This is a genomic window from Salinibacter sp. 10B (assembly GCF_002954405.1).
Lineage (GTDB): Bacteria > Bacteroidota > Rhodothermia > Rhodothermales > Salinibacteraceae > Salinibacter.
This window is the reverse complement of sequence record NZ_MQWC01000004.1, coordinates 2,486,379-2,510,445: the sequence shown is the minus strand read 5'-3', so window position 1 is coordinate 2,510,445 and position 24,067 is coordinate 2,486,379. Positions and strand designations below refer to the sequence as shown.

Here is a 24,067-nt window from a genome sequence, read left to right as displayed (position 1 = left end):
CTGAGCATCAAGAGGAGTCGTCTGCCCGTCGGTTCAGGGCATTCTGGATCGCATTGCGCACGTTGCGCTTGAAGCCGTCGAACGTGGCGCGCTTTACGGGGCTGGCCTCAAAGCGACGCTCGAACTCGTCCAGGTTCATCTCCGCCCAGTCCTCCAGCGCCGTGTCCGTCACCCCTTCGCGCGGCAGATACCGCTCCTCGTCGGTCGGCTGGCTGAATTTATTCCACGGGCACACGTCCTGGCAGATGTCGCAGCCGAAGAGCCAGTTTCCCACGTCGGGCTGGAGGCCGTCGGGCACGTCGTCGGGGCCGTGCTCGATGGTGAGGTACGAGATGCACCGGTTGGCGTCCACGGCGTAGGGCTCGTAGATGGCGTCGGTGGGGCACGCGTCGATGCAGCGCGTGCAGGAGCCGCAGTAGTCGGCCATCGGATCGTCGGTGTCCATCGGCACGCTCACGATGAGCTCGCCGAGGAAGAAGAACGAGCCGGTCTCGCGGTTGAGGACGTTCGAGTGCTTGCCCTGCCATCCCAGGCCGCTCCGCTTCGCCCACGCCTTGTCCATTACCGGCGCACTGTCGACGAAGGCGCGGCCGTTGATCTCGGCGTCCACTGCCTCCTGCAGCCACTGGTAGAGGAGGTACAGCTTCTCCTTCATCACCTCGTGGTAGTCGGTGCCCCAGGCGTACCGGCTGATTTTGCCGACCTCCGGATCGTCGGGATGATCGGTGGGCTGATAGTAGTTGTGCAGCACCGAGATAACGGACTCGGCGCCGTCCACCAGCTTCGTGGGATCGATGCGCTTGTCGAAGTTGCGCTCCATCCAGTCCATGGTGCCGTGGCGGCCCTCCAGCAGCCACTGCTCCAGCCGAATCGCCTCCTCGTCGAGCGGCTCAGCCTTGGAAATGCCGCACGCGTCGAAGCCGAGACGGGTGGCCTCTAGCTTCGTGGCCTGGGCCAGTCGCTCTTGGCTGGTGGCGTCGAATCCGGGCATGGATGGAGAGAGCACACGTCAGCGAGACGAAGGGACTGGCGTGTACGCTTACCTCCTGTGCACGTTCGTGCAGGAATGGAGGGCCGCAACGGAGACGCGCCGCCTGTGTGTCAGGGACGTCTGATACCAGCTACCAAGAAGCGCTGTGAGGGGGCGCCGAGGAGGCAGGGGGGAGAACGGGGCCATCCAGGGAGTGTGCAGAGCCCGAAACGTAGAGCAGAGGCTTCGGCCCACGGCATAGGCCATTGCCGGACAAGATACGCTCCAAACCTTCTGTTATGAGCAAGCCAAACGACAGAGAAGTCCCACCAGTCCATTTGGGATCTTGAATCCCGACGTTCCCCCTCCTCTCCCGCGTTCCCGCGTCTCTCCGATGACTCTTTTTGCTCGATCTATTCTCATTGCGGCGGTGTGCGTCCTTACAGCCAGCCCGGTGTGGGCCCAAAACACCGATACGGGGGGATCGATTCCGCAGAGCGACGTGTCTGGTAGTGACGTATCCGGCACCCTCAGCGACCTCGACGCTTTTCAGACCGAGGCGGCCCAAGGGCGGTTGGTGGCAGTGTCGTCTCAGCTTGCCCAATCCGTGCGGTCCGGGGTGCTAGCGACGGGAGACGGGACCTCGGTCACGGTCTCCCCGCAGATGATGGACCTCGTATTTGTGCCGACGCGAGCGAAGAGGCACGCCGCGTCCCAGCAACTCTATGACCTGCTGGTTGGCCAAGGGGTCCCCGCCTCTGAGGCCACCGCTTTTACCACGGCGCTCACGGGGCTCCTTGAAAACGAGACCGTGCAGCCGACCCAACTTGTGACAGCCTTGCAGGCATTCAATTCGGTCGTTGAGATTGCCCCAACCGCTTTTCTCGCCCAGCCACCGTCCGACTTTATTGCTGCACGGATCCTGCTTATAACACTCCTCGATGCGGCGACCCTCTGACGGGGGGCAGGGGGGAATGGGAATTGCCGATTTTGAGGTCGTGCACAGCCTGCTGATGACCCGTAGAGGGGCGGAGGGAGCCTCTTTGCGCTCCCCCGCCCCGCTTCGTTGATTATCGGCTCCACGTCGCAATGAAAAAATCCGTTACCTTCTTGCCCTCTATTTTTGTCGTTCTTACGGTCCTCGTGTTCATGGGCAGTCCCTGGCAGGGAGAGCATGACGCGTCGCAAATGTCGAGTGCCGCTGCTTCTTTTTCCCAGCAGCTCCCCGTGCAGGACGTCGGGGGCTCCAATGCTTCAACCGTCCCTGTTTTCGCAGTGGAAAAAGGGGAAACGCAGTCTGATGAAGACACACCGACAGCTCTATCCGCTGAACTGAATGAGCCGGCCCCGAGTTCTGCAGTATCGATCTCTCGGGAGAACGCTTCCGCCCCATTCGGAGTCGGAGAGCGCTCGATCGAATCACCGGTGCCCTACCGCTCTGCTTTGCCTGTGGTACATCTGCCGGACCACCGGGTCGACGCCCTTCTTGCTCTCAGTTCACGAACGCTTGCGACCGGTTGGGGAAGAACCTCCGGTCTGCTGCTCGTTCCGGCCGATTCGCTCCGAGACCGGCTTCGCATTGCCCTGCCAACGGGGCAGCTCCTCCCTGTGGATGTGACACGGGGCCAGCCGTCGTCCACCATCAACACACCCACGGGATACGGCCCACGGTGGGGACAAGTCTTTGCCGGGGTGGGGTATCAGGAGCGCATCCGGTACGACGACTGGACGGATGGGGTCGCCTCGGCTGGATTTGGTCTCGGCAACCCGACGCGGTATGTGGGGCTCGATGTGACGGTCAACATCCTTGACACCTACACCGAGTTTGCTGAGGACCGGAGCTTGAGCCTCAAACTGCACCGTCGGCTGCCCTTCCACAGTGCAATTGCCGTGGGGCACGAAAACATCTGGCATACCGACGGCACGGACGGCGGCAGCAGCCGGTACGTGGTGGTGTCAAAGGTCGTCCTGCTGCGAGATCGTCCAGCCTCCGCACTCGGCTCAATGGTGTTCAACGTGGGGCTCGGCACGGATCGGTTTCTCCGCGAGGCGGACTTTGCTCGGGGAGCGGACGGCATGAATCCATTCGGGAGCGTGGCCGTGCGCGTCCTGCCGCCCGTGAACGCCATCGCCAACTGGACGGGGCAGGACCTCGCGCTTGGCCTGTCGATCGCTCCGGTGCCGAAGTGGCCCATCGTCATCACGCCCGCTATGATGGACGTGACGGGCGCGGCGGGCGATGGGGCCCGCTTCTCGATGAGTGCCGGCATCAGCTACGACTTCCGGCGATAACGTCGTTCGGGCTGCCGCGCGGCCTCCTTCTATGGGTGATTGCGTCCGTGCAGTGGACGGAGCGGCGGCGATTCCGTATGAGTTTTTGCCGTATCGACGGCAGGAAGCGAGATCGTTCCTGCAATCCGCGTAATGGCCCCGAAGAAACCGAAGCCGCCCTCTACGCTTGATCGGCGCGCGTCTCGGTATACATCTCAGCCCATGTCGTTAGGAGGGGCGCTCGTTTTCCACACTTTAGAGATGGGTACGTAGGTTTTTTTCGTACCTCAGTATCCAGCTGGTTCGTTCCCTACGTGCCTCTGATCGACATCGAATCCTGTTCCCCTTTCTGGCGGTTGAGGCGGAATCAGGATCGTCTGTTCTAACCAGCTTCCTCCAGGTATGCCCGACCCATACGACTCCATTCCTCTCGACTTCACTGAGCGTCCTCCTGAAGAGATACGGGAGCGAGCGCAGTCGTTCTACGAAGTGATGGCCCAGCGCCGGTCGGTGCGCGACTTTTCGGACCGGTCGGTGCCGCGCGAGTGTATCGCCGCGGCGATCCGAACGGCGGGCACGGCCCCGAGTGGCGCCAACCGGCAGCCCTGGCAGTTCGTGGCGGTGGACGACCCGGCCCTCAAGCGGGAGATTCGCGAGGCGGCGGAGGAAGAGGAGAAGACGACCTACGAGGAGCGGATGTCCGATGAGTGGCGGGAGGCCCTGGCGCCGCTGGGGACGGACTGGCGGAAGCCATTCCTTGAAACGGCCCCCTGGCTCGTGGTCTGTTTTGCCAAGCCCTATGACGTCGACGAGGACGGCAGCAAGACCACGAATTATTACGTGCAGGAGAGCGTGGGCATCGCCTGCGGGATGTTCATCACGGCCCTTCACCAGATGGGCCTCGCGACACTCACGCACACGCCCGCTCCCATGGGCTTCCTGAATGACTTGCTGGGGCGGCCGTCGAACGAGCGACCCTACATCCTCTTCCCGGTCGGCTATCCGGCAGAAGATGCTACGGTCCCGGACATCGACAAGAAGTCGCTCGACGAAATTGTGCAGTGGAACCGATGAGAGGGCAAGAGAGTGGGCGCGTGGGAGCAGAGGGAGTGGAGTGACTGCTTCGCTCCTGACATCACCGTTCGAAGGCAGACTTCCACTTCGGAGTGTCGTTGGACTCCAATGGCGCCACTGGTTCCATCTCTAGCAGGCTAGAGTAGTGGGTTGTCAAGTCTCAATCTGATTGCGAACTCAAAATCCCTACGGCAGGTCGCTTCGAGCGTGGCAATCTGTGTGGGATTATGAAAATAAGCGCCGTACGATGTTACTCCCTTCATTCACCGGTGCTTCTTTCCAGAAGAGGCGTCCATTTTTGGCTGGATCCAAAAATGGACTAAAAAGATCACGCCAGTGAAGAAAATGCCTGACCTCGGGCATCAAAGATCCCCAATCTCCGGTCACGCGGAAATTCTTCAAACTCGCTCGCGGCAATCCTGGAGCGCATACGCTCCTCTTGCCTGACGCACTCGGACAATGAAGAATTTCCAGCGCGCTCCCTCCGAGAGGCGTCCGACGATTAATCTGAAAAGACACAGAGATTGCCAAAGTCGAGAAGCCTCCTCGAAGCAGACAGCTTCACCAGGAGGGGATCTTGACGTTACTCGAAATGACGTGCTTTTTAGTTCGCTTACACCCGTACAGTGACGCTTGACGCTGCAGTAGCACTGTCCCGTGATTTCTTGCGCCCAACGCCGAACCTCCAGACGTGAGCTTACGGCGTCGACGACGTGCGGGACGAGACGGGAAGGGTCAGCCCGTCGTACGCCAGCTGAATGTCGTCCGGCAGGCGAGCGTTGGCCTCGGCGTGGCGCACGTTGTGGGTCATGTGCACAAAGTAGGTCTGCCGCGCCCCGATGCGCCGGGCCACTGTCACGGCCTCATCGAAGGAGAAATGGGTGGGGTGTGGGTCGGGACGCAGGGCGTCGAGCACCAGCACGTCGATCTCCTCCAGCGCTTCGTAGCTCGCCTCCGGGATGCGGTTCACGTCGGTGAGATACGCAAAGCTGCCGATGCGGTAGCCGTAGACGGGCGTCTGGCCGTGGTAGAGGAGAAGGGGATCCACGGGCACGGGAGGGGCATCGTTATAGCGACTGGGCACGGTGAACGGGCCGGTCACCTCTTCGATGGCGACGTTTGCGGCGCCGGGGTACGGGTCCGCGCCAAAGATGTAATCGTAGTTGTCCCGCAGGATGGACGCGGTATCCGGATGCATGTAGCAGGGCATCACCTGCGTGTTCTCGAAAAAGAAGGGACGCAGGTCGTCGAGCCCCACCACGTGATCGAAGTGGTGGTGGGTGTAACAGACGGCATCGATCCGCCCGATTTCTTCCCGCAGGGCCTGCCGCCGAAAGTCGGGGCCGGTGTCGATGAGGAGGCCCATGTTCCCCACTTGGACGTAACAAGAGCAGCGGGTTCGGGTATCGCGGGGATCGTCCGACGAGCAGACCTCGCACGAGCAGCCCAATACGGGCACGCCGGTGGAGGTACCAGTACCGAGCATCGTGACGCGGATCGGTGGAGACGAGGCGTGCCGATCGGCCGCTGCGTTGGACACGACGGACGCAGCAGTGGGCGAGAGAGGAGGCTCGTGGTTATCCCTCGACATGCGACGCCTCCTCCGTCTCTGCGTCCAGGGCGGCCCAGGTGTCTTCCAGGGCCTGACGCACAGCCGGTTTCAGGTAAATGGTGTCGAGCGGGGCGTCTCGAAGCGCATTTGCCATCACGACGAGCTGTGTTTCGGGCTGGTGGCGTTTGTTGAGCATGATGAGCTCTTCTCCCTCCACGATGCAGCGTCCGCCCCGAAAGTTTCCCTTTTCGGATCGCACTTCAAAGCCGAGCCGCTGGGCGACGTCCTCAAGTTCTTCGATGATGGTCGGCGTGTCCATACAGATGACAAACTGGTCCAGCAAAAGCCACAACTCCGTGTGAGCACCACGTCGGTTCCCCAGCACAGGCTGGTTATTGCCCGGATTCTTGCCGGCCGCGGGGCCTATGCGTCACGGAGGGCTGTGGGGAAGGGCCCTCCCGCTGCGGGGACTCGTCGGGTGCGACTCTGTCCTCGCGATGGGCGTCAGGTCGTTTTCGTGGGGGCTCCTTCGGCGAGAACGTCCCCATGGGGATCGATGAGGCGGAAGGATTGGGGCGCAAGACTATCGTCCGTTTCGAGGTGGACGCGCACGAGGTGATCCATAAACCAGCGTGTCGGATAGGTCGGGACCGGGCGGCGCAGAAAGGCCGCGGTGAAGGGGTGAACCTGAAGGGTAACGGACCGGTGTTGAGCCTGATGGTCGGCGATCCACTGTTCGAGGGTCTCCACAAATTTGTTCGGCGCCGGGGCCTCGTCGTCCGGTTGTAGTTCGGAGTGCGGGGTGCCGGCTTCGCCGTTGTCGGACGGAGCAGACTGTTGCTTTTGGGCGTCCTGCGCCTGCGCGCGAGCCGTTTCCAACTCTTGCTCCAGTTCGCGAATCTTTTGCTGCATTCGCTCCACCTTTTCCGCCGATTCCCCTTCGTCGGATTTTTCCTGCTTGCGGAGGCGCTCCATCTCCTGCTCTCGCTTTTTGACCTCCTGCTGGAGGCGTTGGATCTTCCGCTCCGCCTTTTGGAGCTTCTTCGGCGTGCCCTGGCCTTCGGTATCGGAGTCGCCGTCGGCCGACGAGAAGGTGGTGGTGATGCTGGGGCGGAGGCGCTGGCGTGTAATCTCGACGAGACCAAAGTCGCTCATCGGGAGCACTTTCGTGATGGCCCGGTCGTCTTCAAAGCCGTCCTTGAGCTCCTCGTAGACCTTCTTCTTGTCGTCCTCGTTGCGCAGGTCGATGAAGTCGACCACGATAATGCCGCCCAGGTCGCGCAGGCGAATCTGGCGGGCAATAACGCGGGCCGCCTCCATGTTCACGCTCAGCGAGTTTTCGGCCTGAGATTTGCCTTTTCCCGAGCGTCCCGAGTTTACGTCCACCACGTGCATCGCCTCGGTCTGCTCGATAAAGAGGTAGCCGCCAGATGGAAGCTCCACGCGGTCCTTGAAGGCCCGGTCGGCACCCTGTTGGATGCCAGCGGCCTCAAAGACGGGCTCGTTGCCGTCGTGAAGCTCCACACAGTCGACCATGCTTGGGGCCACGGCCCGCACGTAGCTGCGGATGCTGTGGTACAGATTCTCGTGGTCCACGAGCAGCCGGTTGTACTCCTCCGAGAACTGGTCGCGAATGATGGAGGAGGCCATGTCCACGTCCTCGTGGATGAGGGCAGGCGCACTTGGCTGCTCTTGCAGCTTGTTCTCGACCCGGCGCCACCGCTCCATGAGCAGCTTTAGGTCCTTGTCGAGCGACTTGGCGTCGCGGTCTTCCGCCACGGTGCGCACGATGACTCCGAAGTTGTCCGGCACGAGGCTGCCGGCAAGGGCTTTGAGACGGCGCCGCTCCTTTTCCTCCGTAATCTTGCGGGAGACGGCCACGTAGTTCTGCAGGGGCACCAGTACGAGAAAGCGACCGGCCAGCGACAGGTCCGTGGAGATGCGGCTGCCTTTGTTTGAGATCGGCTCCTTCGTAATTTGGACGAGGATTTCCTGCCCGCGGTTCAGAAGGTCGGAGGGACGCTTGTCCCAGTCTTTCCCGCCGGCCGGGACGTCGACCTTCTCGACCTTTGGGGTGTCGAGGTCGAGGTACTTGATGAGGTACGGCAGGTTGTCGGCCAGATCCGAGAAGTGAAGGAAGGCGTCCTGCTCTTGGCCGATGTCCACGAACGCAGCCTGGATGCTGGGCATCACCTTCCGGATGCGTCCGAGATAAAGGTTGCCGATCGTACGTTTATTTTCAGCGTCTTCGATGTAGAGCTCGGCGAGCTTTCCGTCCTCGACAATCGCGATTCGGGTTTGCGTCTCGCCGACGTTAACAACAATTTCTTTGGACATAAGCGGGGTAGGTGTGCACCTGAGCGGGCACCGGGGGCCCCTGATCCGTCCGGATGGAGAACCAAGGCATTCGTTGTGTGCTGTCGAGAAGAAGAGAACGGACCGCCTCGCGTAAAGACAGGAGGACGGCAAGGGGCGTCGCGGACGGACGGCTGGGCAGCAACTCCGCTGTGCGGAGTCTCAACCGGCCGACCGACGCCAGTGCGAGAGCGCTCAGATACAAGTTGACTCGTGAGCATTGGGGTCGAAAAGGGGGCCGCTTCGGAGCGGCGGTAGGTATAAGAATGCCGAACAGAGATCCGATGGATGCGTCGGGCCGAGGCAACGAGGAGGACCGCGCGTCTGCTGTGCAGAGCGATCGGTCCCAACAGCCGGTGAGCGAAAGGCCCATTCGGCTCGCCTCGGGCCGGCCCTGAGGGGTGGGGCGACGCATCGCCCGTCGCCCCCTCGCCGTCGGTCCAGCCGGCATCTGCCACACGTTGAGTAAACTCCAACGTGTAGCAAAGGTCATATTGAGTATTGGCATCCGTACGCAAATGATCCCGACCCTGAAAAAGAGGCGGCTGCGCTCAAGGGGAACGGGCGCGGATACCGTCGCCGAATTGGGGCCATTCGGGCGCCGCCCGGCCCACTAGGTGTTGGGGCCTCGGGCCGTTTCCACAAGTATATTTGTGACGTTTGGGTGAAGGAAACCCATGCAGGCGTGAGGCTTTTGCCAAGGCCCCCGAGAGGGAAGTATTCTCTAATTTTCCTCTTGTTTTGGACACGCTGGAAGCGCTATCTTTTAGACGCCCGACGTCCTGATACCCACTCCAGGTGTGTCCCTCGGTCGCACCAGGGACGTTTCGGGAGCGCCCTCCACGTTCCGGTATGCACTTTCCACACACCGTTCCGACATTTACTGGATCGACACCCATGGCTGATAACGACGTGAAAGAGTTGACGACGAACGATGCGCCCGTCAAGGCGCGTGGACTCGAAGGGGTCATTGCCCTTGAGTCTGAGCTCTCTTCCATTGATGGCCAGAAGGGGGAGCTTGTGTATCGTGGCTACGATATCCACGACCTGGCCGAAGGCGCGTGCTTTGAGGAGGTGGTTCACCTCTTATGGAACGGAGGTCTCCCGACACAGGAGGAGCTCGACACGCTTCGGGACGAGCTGCGGGGCGAGCGCGCGCTTCCGGCGCCGGTGATGGACATCTTGCGCAATGCCCCGGACGATGCCCACCCGATGGCGGTGCTCCGCACGGCGGTGTCCTCCCTCGCCCTGTACGACGGGGAGGCCGACACGATGAATCCACAGGCCAATCGGCGCAAGGCCGCCCGCATCCTCGCGCAAATCCCAACCATCATTGCGTCCTTCGATCGGCTGCGGAAGGGCCTTGATCCGGTGTCGCCGCTCAACGACGGCTCGATGGCGCACAACTTCCTATACATGTTGAACGGTGAGGAGCCGGGCGAAGCCGCCGAGCGCATCTTCGACGTGTGTCTTGTTCTGCACGCCGACCACGGGCTCAACGCGTCGACGTTTACGGGACGTGTGATTGGGTCCACGCTTTCGGACATGTATTCGGCCGTCTCCGGGTCGATTGGGGCACTCAAGGGCCCGCTGCACGGCGGAGCGAATCGGGAGGTCATGCGCATGCTCTTGGAGATTGACGAGCAGGGCGCTGATCCGGCTGAATACGTGAGAAAGAAGCTCGACGACGGGGAGCGCGTGATGGGCTTCGGTCACCGTGTTTATAAAACCATGGATCCCCGGGCCGCCATTCTTCGCGACATGGTGAAGGAACTGAGCGAAGAAGAGGGCGAGATGAAGTGGTACGACTATAGCATGGCCATCCTCGAAGCAATGCGGGAGGACAAGGGAATTGACCCGAACGTTGACTTCTTCAGTGCCTCGACCTACTATCAGCTGGGCCTCGACCCCGACCTCTTTACGCCCATCTTCGCGCTGAGCCGTACGGCTGGATGGACGGCCCATCTCCTGGAGCAGTGGCAGGACAATCGCCTCATCCGTCCCCGGGCCGAGTACGTAGGCGCGGAGAACCAGACGTTCGTTCCTCTCGCCGATCGGTAGACGTTTGATGGGCAAGGCCGCAAATTGTCGAAGGGGCGGCCGCCATCTTCCCCGGGGCGTTCGCCCGTAACGAGGGTGTTCTGTTCCGCTCCCCCGTCGGAACGGACGCCCCGGGGTTTGCGTGCCCATCTATGCCCTCCGGCCGCCTCCTTTTGCGTCATAATGCCTCCTCTCTCTCATGGCTGTTGACACCCAAGACCGTCCTGCGGCGACTGCCGCCGAGAATGAGTCCACCGCGACGCAGGATAGCCGCTTCCAGCGCTACCGCGTGCGTACCGGCATGTTTGCCTGGCTCATGCACCGCCTGACCGGCGTGGGGCTGGTCGTGTATCTCGTGATCCATATCTGGGGATTGAAGTCGCTGAGCGATCCGGAGACGTTTAATGCGTTGATCGCAAAGTACCACAGCCCCCTCTTCAAGGTGGGCGAGTTTGCCTTGCTTGTGGCGGTGGCCTATCACGCCATGAATGGCCTCCGCATCGTCCTGATCGACTTCCTGGGGTGGAGCCCGAAGCAGAAGCGGCTATTCGTGACCCTCGGGGCGGTGACGGTGCTCATCATCCTCGTCGGCGGCTGGCCGTCGATTTACGCATTGGGCGAGTGGCTCTTTGGCCCTGGCACGATGCCGTCGCTCTTTCTGTGAGTCTCCCCTCCTTGTTCGTCGCCTCCGTCCATCCCTAGGCTCTGTTCTGAGACATGGCTGCCTCGAAGTCCAACGCACTGAATTGGTTTCTGCACCGCATCACGGGGACGTTCCTGATCTTTATGCTGATTACCCACTTCTGGGTACAGCACTACGACCATCAGGTCGCCTCTGTCACGCATGAGGTGGTGACGGAGAAGGGCGCAATGCCGGACTATCCGGACGCTGCGAAAGAAGGGGTAAAGGCCAAGTTTGGGCCTGACGCCGAAGCGACACCGTATCAGGTGGTGATGCAACGCCTCGCCGATCCGGTCTACGCGGTGCTGTGGAAGGGGTTTAACATCCTGTTCCTCATCGTGGCGCTACATCACGGCTTCTACGGGCTAAACAACGTCCTCACCGACTACATCCGAAATCCCATGGGACGCCTCGTGGCCCGATCCTTGTCGTGGACGGTTGCGCTCGGGCTATTCATTATTGGGCTCTACTCGGTGATTACGGCCGGGTGGTGACAGGCAGGGGCAAACGAAGAAGGGAAGTGGACACGATGCTGCTGTTGGGTACCGGGTCGTGAAGCGTGAATCGTGATGCGTGAACAGAGGCGGGCATGTCCTCCTCACGCTTCACGTATCACTCCTCACGCCTCACGCATCACGCAATACGAAATACGCAATACCAACTATGACTTTTGAGCATGATGTCGTCGTCGTTGGGGCAGGGGGATCCGGGTTGATGGCTGCCCTTTACGCCCGTGAAGGCGGGGCCGACGTAGGGGTCGTATCGAAGCTTCATCCCCTCCGGTCACACACTGGAGCCGCACAGGGGGGAATTGCTGCGGCCCTCGGCAACGAAGAGGAGGATCACTGGCTCTGGCACGCCTTCGATACGGTCAAAGGAAGTGACTACGTGGGCGACCAGGACGCCATCGAGGCGCTCTGCAAGGATGCTCCTCGCACCATTGTGGAGCTGGAGCATTACGGCGTGCCCTTTAGCCGGAACGAGGAAGGGACGATCTCGCAGCGCCGCTTTGGGGGACACACCCGCAACTTCGGAGAGGCGCCCGTCAAGCGGTCCTGCCACGCCGCCGACCGCACGGGGCACACGATCCTCCACACGCTCTACGACCAGTGCACGAAGCAGGGGGTTCGCTTCTACGACGAGTTTCAGGTCCTCGACCTCATCATGACGGAGGACGGGGAGTGTGCGGGCGTGATCGCGTACGAGATCCTGACCGGTGAAATTCACACCTTCCACGCCAAGCAGGTCTGCTTTGCCACTGGTGGGTACGGCCGTGCCTTCGAGACGACCTCAAATGCGCACGCCAGCACGGGCGACGGTATGGGCATCATGCTGCGCAACGGGATCCCGCTGGAGGACATGGAGTTCGTTCAGTTTCACCCGACTGGGCTGTACCGCCTCGGCATCCTGATTACCGAGGGCGCCCGTGGGGAAGGGGGCATCTTGCGCAACAGCGAAGGCGAGCGCTTCATGGAGCGCTACGCCCCCACCGTCAAGGACCTTGCGCCGCGCGATCTCGTGAGCCAGTGCATCTATAAGGAAATTCGGGAGGGGCGGGGCATTCAGGGCAAGAACTACGTGCACCTCGACCTGACGCACGTGGATGAGGACATTCTAGACAAGAAGCTCCCGGAGATTTCGGAGTTCTCCCGTACCTACATGGGCGTCAATCCCAAAGAGGAGCCCATCCCGGTCGTGCCGACCTGTCACTACGCAATGGGCGGCATTCCGGCCAACGAGGATGGGCACGTGGAGCGAGGGGAGCGTGGAGAGTACGTGCCCGGCCTCTACGCCGTGGGCGAGTGCGCTTGTGTGAGTATTCACGGCGCGAACCGCCTTGGCACCAACGCGCTACTGGAGCTTGTCGTGATGGGCCGGCGCGCCGGCATGGAGATGGCCCGACAGGTGCGCCAGGGCAAGGATTACGCCCCGCTGCCGGAGGAGCCCGAGAAGAATACGCGCGACATGCTCGACGACCTCCTCTCTAACACCCGGGACGAAGGAGAGCCTACCGTGAACGTGCGGACGGAGCTCCAGGAGACGATGATGGAGAACGTGAGTGTCTTCCGCAACGACGACACCCTCAGCACGGCGCTCGACCACATTCAGGGCCTGCGTCAGCGTGCGAAGAACGTGGTCGTGGACGATAAGGGCAAGCGGTTCAATACCGACCTCATGGACGCAGTGGAGATGGGGTACATGGTGGATTACGCCGAGGCCATTGCGGCCTGTGCCCGCCACCGTACGGAAAGCCGCGGCGCCCACTCGCGAGAAGACTACCAGAATCGCAATGACGACGAGTGGCTCAAGCACACGCTCTTTCGGAGCGACTGTGAGGGGGACTACGAGTTTGACGATAAGGACGTCGTCATCACCCGCTTTGAGCCGAAAGAACGCAAATACTAGCAATGTCGAATGGCGAATGTCGAGTGTCGAATGGAGGCTTTTCGGCGCTTGCTCGCCGTTCTGAACATTCGAAATTCGACATTCGAAACTCGAAATTAGTATGGACCTTACTGTTGAAATCAAGCGCTACAATCCTGATGAGGACGACGAGCCGCACTGGGAAGCCTACGAGGTGCCGGCTGAGCCACTTGACAGTGCTCTCTCCCTCCTCCTGCACGTGAAGTGGCACGAGGACGGCACGCTCTCCTTTCGCAAGAGTTGCGCGCACGGCATCTGTGGCTCCGACGCCATGCAGATCAACGGTGAGAATAAACTCGCCTGCTCGGTGCTGGTGAAAGATCTCGTGAGTGGGGACGGCGACACGATTACGTTTGCGCCTCTCCCTTCTGCCCCGGTCGTGAAGGACCTCGTCATCGATCAGAGCCGCTTCTTTGAGAAGTACCGCGACGTGAAGCCGTGGCTCATCACCGATGGCCCGGCGCCGGAGCGTGAGCGCGAGCAGAGTCCCGAAGAGCATGAGGTCATCGAGGACGCGACGAAGTGCATCATGTGCGGGGCGTGCACACACGCGTGCCCCTCTACGTGGGCGGATCCGGACTACCTCGGCCCCGCGGCCATGCTCAAGGCCTACCGCTACACGTTCGACAGTCGCGACGACGGCGCCGAAGAGCGACTCGATGTAGTGGACTCGCCGGACGGCCTTTGGAAGTGCTACACCATCTTCAACTGCAACGAGGCCTGTCCCAAGGACATCGACATCACGCGCTGGCTTTCGGCCCTCAAGCGCCGCGCTGCGACTTCTCAGGCCTCGACGAAGGCCTAGTGGTTTCTGCTCTCCCTCTCCTCGCCCCGCCTTCCGTCACCGGAGGTGGGGCTTTTTTATTGAGAGGCAGTTCGAGCCGTCAAATCCAAAATGCCCCACACCGTTGCCCCGTGGGGGGCACAGCAGTGTGGGGCACGTTGGGGAAAAGACGTAGGTCCCTAGCTGCCGATAATAAGCAGGACCCCGGCCACGAGGCCCAGGATGGGAAGCACAAGGTGGTCGTAGGCGAATGAGAGGTCGACGAAGCGGAAGAGCGCCCAGAGGAGAAGCCACACGCCCAGAATGCGAAGACCGAGATTGCGGGTCGAGGAATCTGCCACGAGTAGAAGGTGGAATTGTGGTTGGGAATGCGCGTTCGCCCGTGAAGATACCGACACAGGATCGAGTATCGCAAAAAGATCTCTTCGACTCCTTCAGCACATCCCCGTGCTGGAGGAGGCGTCGCTCGTTTTTGCCTCAGGGACCATTTTTGTCCTTCCTTTCGTCTATGTGTTCACGAAGTCTTCGTGTTGTTGGGTGGTCATTCCCCGCTGTCTGCGTGCTGGAGAGGTCCCCCGCGGAAAACGGATAGAGAAGACGATCCTCGATACGGAGCCGTTCCCGTTCGACACGGCCGTTGCGATGTCCTTATGCCAACCGACGAGCAATTTGCGACGTGGTGCCGCCGCATCAAGGCCTCCGACCGCGAGGCGTTCCGGGCCGTGTTCAATGCCCTCCACGATCCACTGGCCCGCTACGCTCTCCAGATTACGGGGCGCACGGCCGTCGCGCAGGACATTGTGCAGTACGCGTTCACGACGCTCTGGGACATGCGGGAGAACCTTGACCCCAGTGAGTCGCTAGAGGCGCTGCTCTTCCGTCTCGTGCGGAACCGGGCCTACAACGCGGAGCGCGATCGACGAAATCGAGCGGCCAAGCACGACGAAATCAAGCGCGACACAGGGCCGGTCCAGCCAGATGCCGGAGCGCAGATGGATGCCGATCGACTGGCGGCCGACCTCCGGTTACGGATCGACGAACTCCCCGACCGGCAGCGGGAGGCGCTCACCCTCAGCCGGTTCGAGGGCCTGAGCCACGACGCCATCGCCGAGGTGATGGACATTTCGCCCCGCACCGTGAACAATCACATTGTGGAGGCCCTGAAAAAGCTTCGCCGCTGGGTTCGCTCCCATCACGCAGACCACCTTTCGTCATGAGCCGCGACGAATCGAACATTCCCCCTGAGCTCCGGGAGGTCCTGGAGGGCCACCGTTCCGACGGTCAGCAGTCGTCGGATCTGGAGGAGGTGTGGGATCTTCTGGATGACGCTGTTCCGTCGGATGAGGACCTGCCGGAGGCGGAGGACACCTGGGCGGGGGTGCGCGAGCACATTGAGGGGAGCAGCGAAGAGAATGAGCGTCGCGCGGACGATCATAACCCAGCCGACCGAAGCTCGGCACGCCCCTCGGCGCAGCAGCGTCGATGGCGGTGGGGCAGTGCCGTGGCCGTCCTGTTGGTGCTTGCAGTCGCCGGCTGGTGGTGGATGCGGCCCCTTTCCGTGCGGACGGCCCCCGGCGCTACGGTCACGCACACGCTTCCGGACGGCTCGACAGTGGAGCTCAATGCCGACTCGCGCCTCGCGTACGACCGGACGTTTTCAACCGTCTCTCTGCTACAGTCCGAGCGGCGCCTCGTCCGCCTCCGCGGTGAGGCCTTCTTTGAGGTCGAGGACGGCGTCCGCCCGTTCGTGGTGCAAACGCCGACGGCCCAAATTGAGGTCGTGGGTACGTCTTTCTCGGTGAACAGTCGGGTCGATGAAGAAGAAGGGACGCTCGTGGCCCTCGCCGAGGGGCAGCTCCGCGTCACGGGACGGACCGCCAACGCCCGAACGACATCCGTGCAACCCGGACAGGCCGTGACTGTGGGACGAACCGGTCCGCTGACGGCAGTGCGCGACACCAGCATCGACCGGGTGACGGTGTGGCGGCGCGGGGGGTTTGCCGTGACGGGCGCCCCTCTGCCCGATCTTGCCGAGGCCCTTGAACGACGCTTTGGGCAGACTATTCAGCTGGATGCGTCGATTTCAGAGTCCATGCGCACGGCACCGCTCACGCTTTACTACGCGCAGAATGCCGACCTCGAACAGATTCTCCACGACATTTGCATGGCTCGCAATCTGACGTATCGGTCCACGGCCAACGGCTTCGTGCTCTCGCGCGCTGGTGACACGCAAGCGTCTCGGCTTCCATGACCCGATCTGTTCGATTTCCAGCCCTGCAGGTTGGGGGCATTCTCTTGGGCCTCGTACTGGGACTCGGCGGCGGAGCACTCCCCCCGCTTCACGCCCAGCAGGCTCCGGAGGCGCCCCGCTACACCATGATGTTTCGGGACGTGGCGCTGGAGACGGCCCTCGGCCGCGTGGCGGAGACGACTCGCATCAACCTGGTGTACGACTCAGAGCTGGTGCAGGGACGGCAGGTGTACTGCACGGCCCGTGACGCGACGCCAGAAGATCTGCTGCGCTGCCTCCTGGCGGACGTGGCGCTCGACTTTTATGAGACCTCAGGGGGCACCTACGTACTCACGGACTCCCCACGGCAGCCGTCGCTTCGCGGCGACCTCACCGGCATCGTCGTAGACGCGCGCACCGGCGAGCCGCTTTCCCACGCTCACGTTATTCTCGCTACTGCCAACACGGGCGCCGCGAGCAACGAGGCCGGGCGCTTCCAGGTGCCGGGACTTACCTCGGGCGTCCATCGCGTCGTGGCCACGCACCTTGGCTACGAGCCGGCGGTCGATAGTGTCCGTGTGCTTCCCGGCGACCGTGTGGAGCGTCGCATTACGCTGGAGCCCACGGCCCTCGCGTCCAAGCCCATCGTGGTGGATGGCGCAGAGCGGCATGGGCCGGAGGACGGCCTCGGCGCCCCGTCTCTCGGGGCCGGCGAGCTCAAAAAGACCGGACGTATGGGGACGCCCGACGTGCTGGGCCGGGCCGGGACCCGGATGGGCGTGTACCGGCAGTTTCCACGGGCTGATCTGCACGTACAGGGAGGCGGGGCTGGTGAGCACGAGGTGCGTCTCGACGGCATGCCCATCCGCAACCCCGTCACGCTCCGCCGTCTCTTGGGGGCATTCAGCCCACTGGCCCTCGATCGGCTGACGGTCCGAAAGGCGGGCTTTGGGGTCGAACACGGGAGCACCATCTCGGGCATCGTGTCGGCCGAGCACGCGTTGAGTACGAGCACCCCGACCTATGGCGAAGTCACGCTCGATCCGATGAGCGTGAACGCGGAAGGGCATGGCTCGATCGACCTTCGAGAAGGACGCAGCGCCCACCTGCGTGTAGCGGCGCGGTCGAGCGTGTGGGACGTGTACCAGGACCCGACCCTCGACCGCCTCCTGCGCGAGTGGAACGTGGTCGATCCGATGCTGCTATCGTCCTACTTCGGCGATGGCACCGATCTGCCGGCCTTCTCGCCCGTTGCGCAGACGGCCGACGTAGGCTTTTCCGACCTGCACGCCGCCGCCCGCGTCGATCTCGGCCCTTTTCGTTCCCTTTCCGTGTCCGGCTACCGGGGGCGCAACCACCTCCATACCCAGTTCGTGGCGCAAGATCCCACCGGCATGCTCACGCAAGACCGGTACGACTGGGCCAACACCGCCGGGCAGGCGCGGGTGGACTGGACGCTCGGTGCCCGTACGTCGGCCGCCGTGCAGCTTCGGGCGAGTGAGCACCGAGTGCATCGGGGCTACCAGATGACGTACGGAAATCCGGACCCGGGCGACAGCATCGACGGCGTCATCGACTCGCTCCAGCAGAGCCTCGATCCGTCCCTGTGGCCCGACGACCGGAACCGCATTCGGGAATTGAGCCTCGAAACGACGGGCCAGTACGCCGTCACCTCACGCCATCATCTGAAGGGGGGTGTGGAGATCTCGCGCCTCACGAGCCAGTTCCGGCTGGGGGGACGGTTTCTCCAGCCCACGGCCTTCGAGGATACGCGCTGGCAGATCGGCGGCTATGTTCGGGATGCGGTGTCGCTGAGCGTGAACACAACCCTCACGGCCGGCACACGCCTCACGTATCTCCCAATCCGGCAGACCCTCTACGCCGAGCCGCGCGCGCAACTGCATCATGAGGGGGGAGCGCCCGGCCTTGGTCCCTATGCTGTGCGGGGAGCAGTCGGCCTCTACCGGCAGTTCGTAAACCGGTTCGACGCCAGCAGCACGAGTCCCACGGCCATCCTGCCGTCCATGCGCTTCTGGCTGCCAGTGGGGGCGGGCCATGCCCCGCCGAGGGCCTACCACGCTGCCCTTAACGGGCGCGTTCGGCCCCACGACCGGTGGCGGATCGCCGGTGAAGCGTACTACAAGCACTATGCCCACCTCCTGTCACTCGACTACACTGCGCTGGAGGGAGACCCTGGCACTTCTGTCGCCCCGTCCGACGCCATCGCTGCGACAGACGGATACGCCCTCGGGGGCGGACTCGCCCTCACCCGAGACGGGCCGCTTCTGCAGACCACGCTCCGGTATGATTGGAGCCGGTCCCATCGCCGGTTTCCTGGGCGCTTTGGAGGGGAACGGGTGCCGGTGCCCTGGAATCAGCCGCACCGCCTCTCGTTGTCGACCGAGATGGAGGCGACCGAGGCTCTTCGGCTCATGGTGCGAGGCGAGCGGGGATGGGGACGTAGCTGGGGCTTTCGGCAAACCTACTACGACTATCTCGGTGGGCAGTCGGACATCGAGGCCGTTCTCGGACGGTCGCTGAATGCGCCTTCTACTCATGTCTTGGCTCCCCGTATGCGCCTCGATCTCGGCCTCCGCTACACCCTGCAGTGGAGCGATTTGGTCCTGGAGGCTCGGCTCGATGTCATCAATGTCTTCGACCGTGCGAATCCTTTCGATTGGGGCGTCCGGCCCACGGACGACGGCATGACCCGCACGACGCGGCGGCTTCCGGGTCGTCGCGCGGTGGGCGGCCTTACAGTGCGCTATTGACAGTGGGTAGGTGAGACGCGCTCGCTCCAAAATTTTTTCTGTTCGCGAAGTCTTCATGTTTTGGGGTAGTCATCTGCGGGATGTCGCGTGCTGGACGGATGCACGATGGGCTGGTTGCCGGCGGCTCGTCGTTTCCGTCTACACATCAATGCACGCTCTAGTACCATGCGACTACACCGAATCGCCTCGTTCCGATTGATTCGAGCCACAGTTCGATGCCTTCTCAACCTCGTTCTCGCAGTGGCTGTGGTTGGAGGACTGGCGGCCTGCGACAGTGGCGGAACGGGCTCAGAAAACGGCGAGAACGGAACCGGAAACGGGGGAGGCAATGGAGAAGAGGTCGCGCAGACCTACACGGTGACCGTTCAGGAAATTGACAGCAGCTATCCCTATAGTGAACAGAACAACGTTGGGGTGGCCTACGCGATTGACGGGGAAGTGGGAGCAGTAATCACGCTTGAGCGCGGGAAGACGTACGCGTTCGAGCTCGAATCGAGCGTCGACAGTGGGCCGAACGACCTGCCTCATCCCTTCTACGTCGGGACTTCGGCAGAGGGCGGGGGAGGCGACGAGTACAACGACGGGGTCGAGAACGCGCAGGCCACGACGGGGACTGTCACCTTTTCCGTCCCCTCCGATGCCCCCGATCAGCTCTTCTATCAGTGCGGCAATCACGTCTACATGGGTGGCGAGATGGGGATTGAGGATTCCTCCGGTGGAGGCTCGTCCGGCGGAGGCGGAGGATATTGAGGGCGGACGACACGCACCTCGTCGGCACCGGTGGTCCTCTCGTACTGCTCTCCAATGGTCTTCTGTTCTCATGTTAAGAGCGAGCCCGTTCGTTGCCAGTATCTCATTTCTTCTGCTCGCGTGTGGACTGAGCCTTTTAGAACCGATGGAGGCCTGTGCCCAGCGCGTAGCCGCCACCGTTGATTCCACGGCCAGCGTGATTGACTACACCGGCTCGGCCACGCTGCACGACTGGACCGGAACGAGCCGCGACGTGTCCGGAACGATGGTGCTCGACCTCGACACGCCCGACAGTAGCCGCGTCGTCGTTCGGGTTCCCGTTGCCAGCTTCGAGAGCGGACCCAACCGGCGCGACCGCCGGATGCGTGAGGTCACCGAGGCCGAGACGTACCCGGTTGTGGAGTTTCGCACGACTGAGGTTCAGCCGGTCCAGTGGGGCCGTACCGCCGGGGGCCACGCCGGCCGGTGGCGGACGACGGGTGATCTTACCTTCCACGGGCAGACGCACCCGGTGGAAGCCGAGGTGAGCGTCCGAACGACTGACGACAGCGTTCACGCCCGGGCGCGTTTTCCAGTGTCTTTAACCCGGTTCGACGTCGAGCGTCCGGAGCTTCTCTGGATGGCGCCCATCGGCGACACCGTTCGGATCGATGCTCGAGTGTCGGGGGCGATCGCGTCGGTTGAGGGGGGGACCGGACGCATCGAGGCGGACCGCAGCGAGAGGACTGGAACGCAGAGCATTGCAAGCACCGATCTTCGGAGCGTGATCCCCCTTGAGTATGCAGGCAATAGTGCAAGCGTATATGCCGAGGCCCGGCGGTCGCCAGGAGGAGAGTGGACGTGGATGGTTGCCCTCTACGGATTTGCCGACCAGCCGATTGGGCTTGCGGACGCACGGACCGTCACACTCACGGCGGATCGGCACTCGGTGGAACCGTATCGAGTGGAAAGTTCGCAACGGCGGCTCGACGACGAAACGATCGTCGAAATTTTGCGGATGTACGTGACGCGCCCGGCATTCGAAACCCTTGCGGAGGCGCTTACCGTGACGGCCACCGTGGGGACGGCGCGCTTTTCGGCCGACTGGACGGCCCGGCGCGACTTGCGGCGCATTCTGCAGGAGGTGTCCTCTCACTCGTCGCGTCCGGTCTCCACCCACGAGAGCAACTGACCCCCCGATCATGCTTCTAGACTTTTGTTTGACCGTGCGGACACGAATTTGCGCTCTGTTTCGCATACCGTCGATCGTTATCACGGCGGGACTTTTCCTCGCAAGTGGACTTCCTGTGGGAGTGGCGGCACAGCCCGCGCCGGGGGCGCAAAAAGTCCCCACCCGTGCTACGGGAGGAACGCCGCCGGACTCTTCGGGCGTTGCGAGCACAGAGAGTGATACCACTCGGCTGTACGAGGATCCGATGCCGTTCAGCGGCTGGAAGGTGATCAACGTGCCCACGGACCGGACCTTGAAGGGCGGAAACTGGCTCTTCCTGATCAGCCACCGGTTCAACCCAGCCGTGAGCGAAGGGTATTCGGCATTCTACGGCCTCGACGGGCCGGCTGTCATCTATCTTAGCTTAGGATACGCCCTCACTGACGAGTGGCTCGTGGCCCTGGCGCGCTCGAATTCCGATGATAACGTCGAGCTGGAGATGCGGTACCGGCTGATGGAGGAGGCGGGCGCCAGTCCTCTGGGGCTCTCCGTCCAAGGGGCTGCCAACTGGCTCACTGAGGATCGTCCAAACGAGTCTCAGTGGCGGGGCAATGCGTTTAAGGAGACCGTCCAGGTCACCCTGACCCGCACGGTCGGCGAGCGGCTTGGGCTGGCCGTCGTGCCGGGGCTAACCCTGAACCCAGACGAGCACGTGAGCGGGGAGGCTCCCCTCGTTACTCTCGGGCTCGGAGCGCGGTTGAAACTTCAGGAAAAGGTGGCCCTCGTGGCCGAGTGGATTCCCATCCTTTCGCGTTCTGATCGCACCGTCACCGGCGCCACGCGCTACGCCACCTGGAGTGCTGGGATCGAGGTCACGACCGAAGGGCACGTCTTTCAGGTTGTGGCCAGCAACAACGCTGGCCTGTCCACGGATCAATACCTGTCGGGGGGGGACTTGGCCCCCGGCAACATCTACGAAGGGCAATTCCGGCTCGGTTTCAACATCTTCCGCATCCTCGACTTTTCGAAGTTCTGAGTTGGACGGACGCGATACCGTGGATTTTGAATCTGCCCCTCTTTTCACAAGCAGGGGGGCGGCCCAGCATGAGGCAGAGGCTGGGGATATAGCGCTATACCGAGTCCTGTGGCAGGCTTCGGTTATGAAAGTGTGGAGCGCCTGACCGGAGGTCGCCCCGCGATGTCAAGTGCTTTCTTCCTTACTCTTGCTCGAACTGTTCGACAAACGTTGACGCCTGGGCATCAGTGCCGATCATGATGAGGCGTCCGTTCGGGGGGAGCGTCGAATCGGCCGTTAGGTCCGTCGTGAAGGTGCCGTTGTGTTCGATAGCGACGACGTTGAGGCCGGTGCGTGCGCCGATCTCGCTCTCCGCCAGCGTGCGTCCCCGAAGCGAAGAGGGGACGTCGCGCGTAAGAAGATCGACGCCCTCGCCCAGCACCACGAGCCGCTTGCCCTTGAGGGCTGAGTAGACGGCCTCGACCCCCAGGGTGGCGTAGCTGAGCACGAAGTCGGCTCCGGCGCGGTGGATGGCCTCCAGGTTGCGCTCGTGCGTGATGCGACTTACCACACGGAGTTCGGGATTGAGGCGGCGGCAGTACGAGGCGAGGTAGATGTTGACGGCGTCGTCGTTGGTCGTGAGGAGAACCGATGGGGCATCGTCGATTCCCGCCTTGCGCAGCAGCGTGTATTCGGACGCATCCCCCTGGAAGACGGCCTCGCAGTGCGGGCGCAGGGCCTGGCATCGCTCCGGATTGCGCTCCACGAGGTGCACCGGCACGTCCCGTTGGCTCAGCGTGCGAACGGCCGCCCGACCCACGGTTCCACCACCGATCACGAGCACAGGATTCGGATTCACGTCGTACGGCGAGATCCGCTCGTTCAGTCGCTGGAGCTGGTCGGTCGTGCCCACTACGACCGGCACGCTCGACGGGCCCAGTGTGTAGTCCGGCTGTGCCGCACGGAAGGTGCCGCGCTCCCACACTCCGCCCACGGTCACCCCAAACTTGTCCCGCAGCCCAGCCTCACGGATGGATTTTCCTTGCAGCGGGGTGTTATGAACGGGCAGCTCGGCAAACCGGAGGTCACGGTACTGGCCGATGGGATGGAGTTCGGCGTGCTGGGCATTAATACGACTGGCCAGCTGCTCGCCCAGCCACCGCTTGATGGGGAGAGTGTGCGTAGCCCCGCTCAGCTCCAAGATGTCCTGTGAATCGTCGTCGTTGACGATGGCAGCGATGGGCACGTCGGGGGCTGCCTCGCGTACCGTGAGCGTGACGTTGGTGTTGTCGACGTCGCCTTGGTTGGCGAGAACGAATCGCGCCTGGGATGCACGCGCGGCGTCGTAGGTGTCGCGGCTGTCGGTATTTCCTGCCATCACCGTCACGCCGTCGTAGAGCAGGTCCCCGGCCGCTCGCGGATCGGGCTCCAGCACCACGTACGGAATGTCGTCCCGCTCCAGCCGGTCGATCACCCCCTTGGCAATGGGATCATGGTGGCAAAGAATGACGTGGTCACGAGTGTCGGCCGGGAGGGCACGAGGGGCACGATTGCGAATCTGGGCCTCCAGCCACGGGGCGTAGAAGAAGCGAATGAACGCGAACGGCAGCACAATCAGCAGCATCACGATCCCCGTCATCAGTACGACGACGCTGAAGAGCCGGCCAATGTCGGACTGAAACGTGATGTCCCCGAAGCCGAGCGTGCTCATCACCGTGAGGGTCCAGTACAGTCCAGTGATCCACGAGTGCTGCTCCCCCTCCACGTACAGCATGATGAAGTGAAAACCCACCGTGAACACGAAGATGACCGCGATCAGGAGGAGCACGTAGCGCACCAGCAACCACAGATTGCGCTGGACGGCGCGGTCCTCCAAAAAGTAGGAGAGCTGGGTGCTGATTGTCTTCATGATGCGGCGGGACTTGCAGACAGGGCGACACGTTCGTGTTCATGATCGCGCCGGTCTGGTTCCAATTCTCGTTGCGCAGCGGATTCCCAT

The 24,067-nt window shown here is 62.6% G+C and carries 20 protein-coding genes; 14 read left to right on the top strand and 6 right to left on the bottom strand.

All coding sequences use genetic code 11. The annotated features are described in order from the left end of the window. Positions 1-7 precede the first annotated feature (7 nt). Complete coding sequence (gene queG / locus BSZ35_RS10360) at positions 8-991, bottom strand: tRNA epoxyqueuosine(34) reductase QueG (RefSeq protein WP_105012364.1); 984 nt, start codon at positions 989-991, stop codon at positions 8-10. A gap of 373 nt (positions 992-1,364) precedes the next feature. On the opposite strand from queG, the gene BSZ35_RS10355 reads away from it, so the two are divergent. The 3 genes from BSZ35_RS10355 (at position 1,365) to BSZ35_RS10345 (ending at position 4,315) form a co-directional block, all read left to right on the top strand. Then, on the top strand, positions 1,365-1,928 hold the full coding sequence (locus BSZ35_RS10355) for a hypothetical protein (RefSeq protein ID WP_105012363.1): 564 nt from the start codon (positions 1,365-1,367) through the stop codon (positions 1,926-1,928). Between the two features lie 152 nt (positions 1,929-2,080). Next, a complete protein-coding gene (locus BSZ35_RS10350; protein ID WP_219846625.1) occupies positions 2,081-3,262 on the top strand; it encodes a hypothetical protein in 1,182 nt (393 codons plus the stop codon). A gap of 381 nt (positions 3,263-3,643) precedes the next feature. Next, positions 3,644-4,315, top strand: coding sequence for a nitroreductase family protein (locus tag BSZ35_RS10345; protein ID WP_105012361.1), 672 nt, complete (start codon positions 3,644-3,646; stop codon positions 4,313-4,315). Positions 4,316-5,012: 697 nt separating this feature from the next. Here the strand turns inward: BSZ35_RS10345 and BSZ35_RS10340 are convergent. The 3 genes from BSZ35_RS10340 to BSZ35_RS10330 all read right to left on the bottom strand — a co-directional run bounded on the left by BSZ35_RS10340 (position 5,013) and on the right by BSZ35_RS10330 (position 8,204). Continuing rightward, a complete protein-coding gene (locus tag BSZ35_RS10340; protein WP_105012360.1) occupies positions 5,013-5,906 on the bottom strand; it encodes an MBL fold metallo-hydrolase in 894 nt (297 codons plus the stop codon). After that, a complete protein-coding gene (locus BSZ35_RS10335; protein WP_105012359.1) occupies positions 5,893-6,186 on the bottom strand; it encodes a hypothetical protein in 294 nt (97 codons plus the stop codon). The genes BSZ35_RS10340 and BSZ35_RS10335 overlap by 14 nt, the downstream gene beginning before the upstream one ends. Before the next feature lie 185 nt (positions 6,187-6,371). After that, a complete protein-coding gene (locus BSZ35_RS10330) occupies positions 6,372-8,204 on the bottom strand; it encodes an Rne/Rng family ribonuclease (protein WP_105012358.1) in 1,833 nt (610 codons plus the stop codon). Between the two features lie 915 nt (positions 8,205-9,119). Between BSZ35_RS10330 and BSZ35_RS10325 the strand changes: the two genes are divergently transcribed. The 5 genes from BSZ35_RS10325 to BSZ35_RS10305 all read left to right on the top strand — a co-directional run bounded on the left by BSZ35_RS10325 (position 9,120) and on the right by BSZ35_RS10305 (position 14,173). Further along, positions 9,120-10,283, top strand: coding sequence for a citrate synthase (locus tag BSZ35_RS10325; RefSeq protein ID WP_181149285.1), 1,164 nt, complete (start codon positions 9,120-9,122; stop codon positions 10,281-10,283). Positions 10,284-10,461: 178 nt separating this feature from the next. Next, positions 10,462-10,926: a succinate dehydrogenase, cytochrome b556 subunit gene (gene sdhC, locus BSZ35_RS10320; RefSeq protein WP_105012356.1), complete on the top strand. Its 465-nt coding sequence runs from the start codon at positions 10,462-10,464 to the stop codon at positions 10,924-10,926. A gap of 53 nt (positions 10,927-10,979) precedes the next feature. Continuing rightward, positions 10,980-11,438, top strand: coding sequence for a succinate dehydrogenase hydrophobic membrane anchor subunit (locus tag BSZ35_RS10315; RefSeq protein ID WP_105012355.1), 459 nt, complete (start codon positions 10,980-10,982; stop codon positions 11,436-11,438). Between the two features lie 169 nt (positions 11,439-11,607). Further along, on the top strand, positions 11,608-13,350 hold the full coding sequence (gene sdhA, locus BSZ35_RS10310) for a succinate dehydrogenase flavoprotein subunit (protein ID WP_105012354.1): 1,743 nt from the start codon (positions 11,608-11,610) through the stop codon (positions 13,348-13,350). 100 nt (positions 13,351-13,450) lie between these two features. Next, positions 13,451-14,173 carry a succinate dehydrogenase iron-sulfur subunit gene (locus tag BSZ35_RS10305; protein WP_105012353.1) on the top strand — a complete coding sequence of 241 codons (723 nt, stop codon included), beginning with the start codon at positions 13,451-13,453 and terminating at the stop codon, positions 14,171-14,173. 158 nt (positions 14,174-14,331) lie between these two features. Here BSZ35_RS10305 and BSZ35_RS19545 read toward each other — a convergent pair whose 3' ends face one another. Next, positions 14,332-14,493, bottom strand: a complete 162-nt coding sequence (locus BSZ35_RS19545; RefSeq protein ID WP_181149284.1) for a hypothetical protein — start codon at positions 14,491-14,493, stop codon at positions 14,332-14,334. A 309-nt stretch (positions 14,494-14,802) separates the two neighbouring features. Here BSZ35_RS19545 and BSZ35_RS10300 point away from each other — a divergent pair, with 309 nt between their 5' ends. The 6 genes from BSZ35_RS10300 (at position 14,803) to BSZ35_RS10275 (ending at position 22,089) form a co-directional block, all read left to right on the top strand. Continuing rightward, positions 14,803-15,369: an RNA polymerase sigma-70 factor gene (locus BSZ35_RS10300; RefSeq protein WP_105012352.1), complete on the top strand. Its 567-nt coding sequence runs from the start codon at positions 14,803-14,805 to the stop codon at positions 15,367-15,369. After that, a complete protein-coding gene (locus BSZ35_RS10295) occupies positions 15,366-16,403 on the top strand; it encodes a FecR family protein (protein WP_105012351.1) in 1,038 nt (345 codons plus the stop codon). The genes BSZ35_RS10300 and BSZ35_RS10295 overlap by 4 nt, the downstream gene beginning before the upstream one ends. After that, positions 16,400-19,153 carry a carboxypeptidase regulatory-like domain-containing protein gene (locus BSZ35_RS10290; RefSeq protein WP_105012350.1) on the top strand — a complete coding sequence of 918 codons (2,754 nt, stop codon included), beginning with the start codon at positions 16,400-16,402 and terminating at the stop codon, positions 19,151-19,153. The genes BSZ35_RS10295 and BSZ35_RS10290 overlap by 4 nt, the downstream gene beginning before the upstream one ends. A gap of 165 nt (positions 19,154-19,318) precedes the next feature. Continuing rightward, a complete protein-coding gene (locus BSZ35_RS10285) occupies positions 19,319-19,903 on the top strand; it encodes a hypothetical protein (RefSeq protein ID WP_105012349.1) in 585 nt (194 codons plus the stop codon). Between the two features lie 145 nt (positions 19,904-20,048). After that, a complete protein-coding gene (locus tag BSZ35_RS10280) occupies positions 20,049-21,074 on the top strand; it encodes a YceI family protein (RefSeq protein WP_258096187.1) in 1,026 nt (341 codons plus the stop codon). 121 nt (positions 21,075-21,195) lie between these two features. Then, positions 21,196-22,089 carry a DUF5777 family beta-barrel protein gene (locus BSZ35_RS10275; RefSeq protein WP_219846624.1) on the top strand — a complete coding sequence of 298 codons (894 nt, stop codon included), beginning with the start codon at positions 21,196-21,198 and terminating at the stop codon, positions 22,087-22,089. 181 nt (positions 22,090-22,270) lie between these two features. On the opposite strand, the gene BSZ35_RS10270 is transcribed toward BSZ35_RS10275, so the two are convergent. Then, the gene (locus BSZ35_RS10270) at positions 22,271-23,977 is read right to left on the bottom strand and encodes a potassium channel protein (protein ID WP_105012346.1); all 1,707 of its coding nucleotides are present in this window, start codon (positions 23,975-23,977) and stop codon (positions 22,271-22,273) included. Between the last annotated feature and the right edge of the window lie 90 nt (positions 23,978-24,067).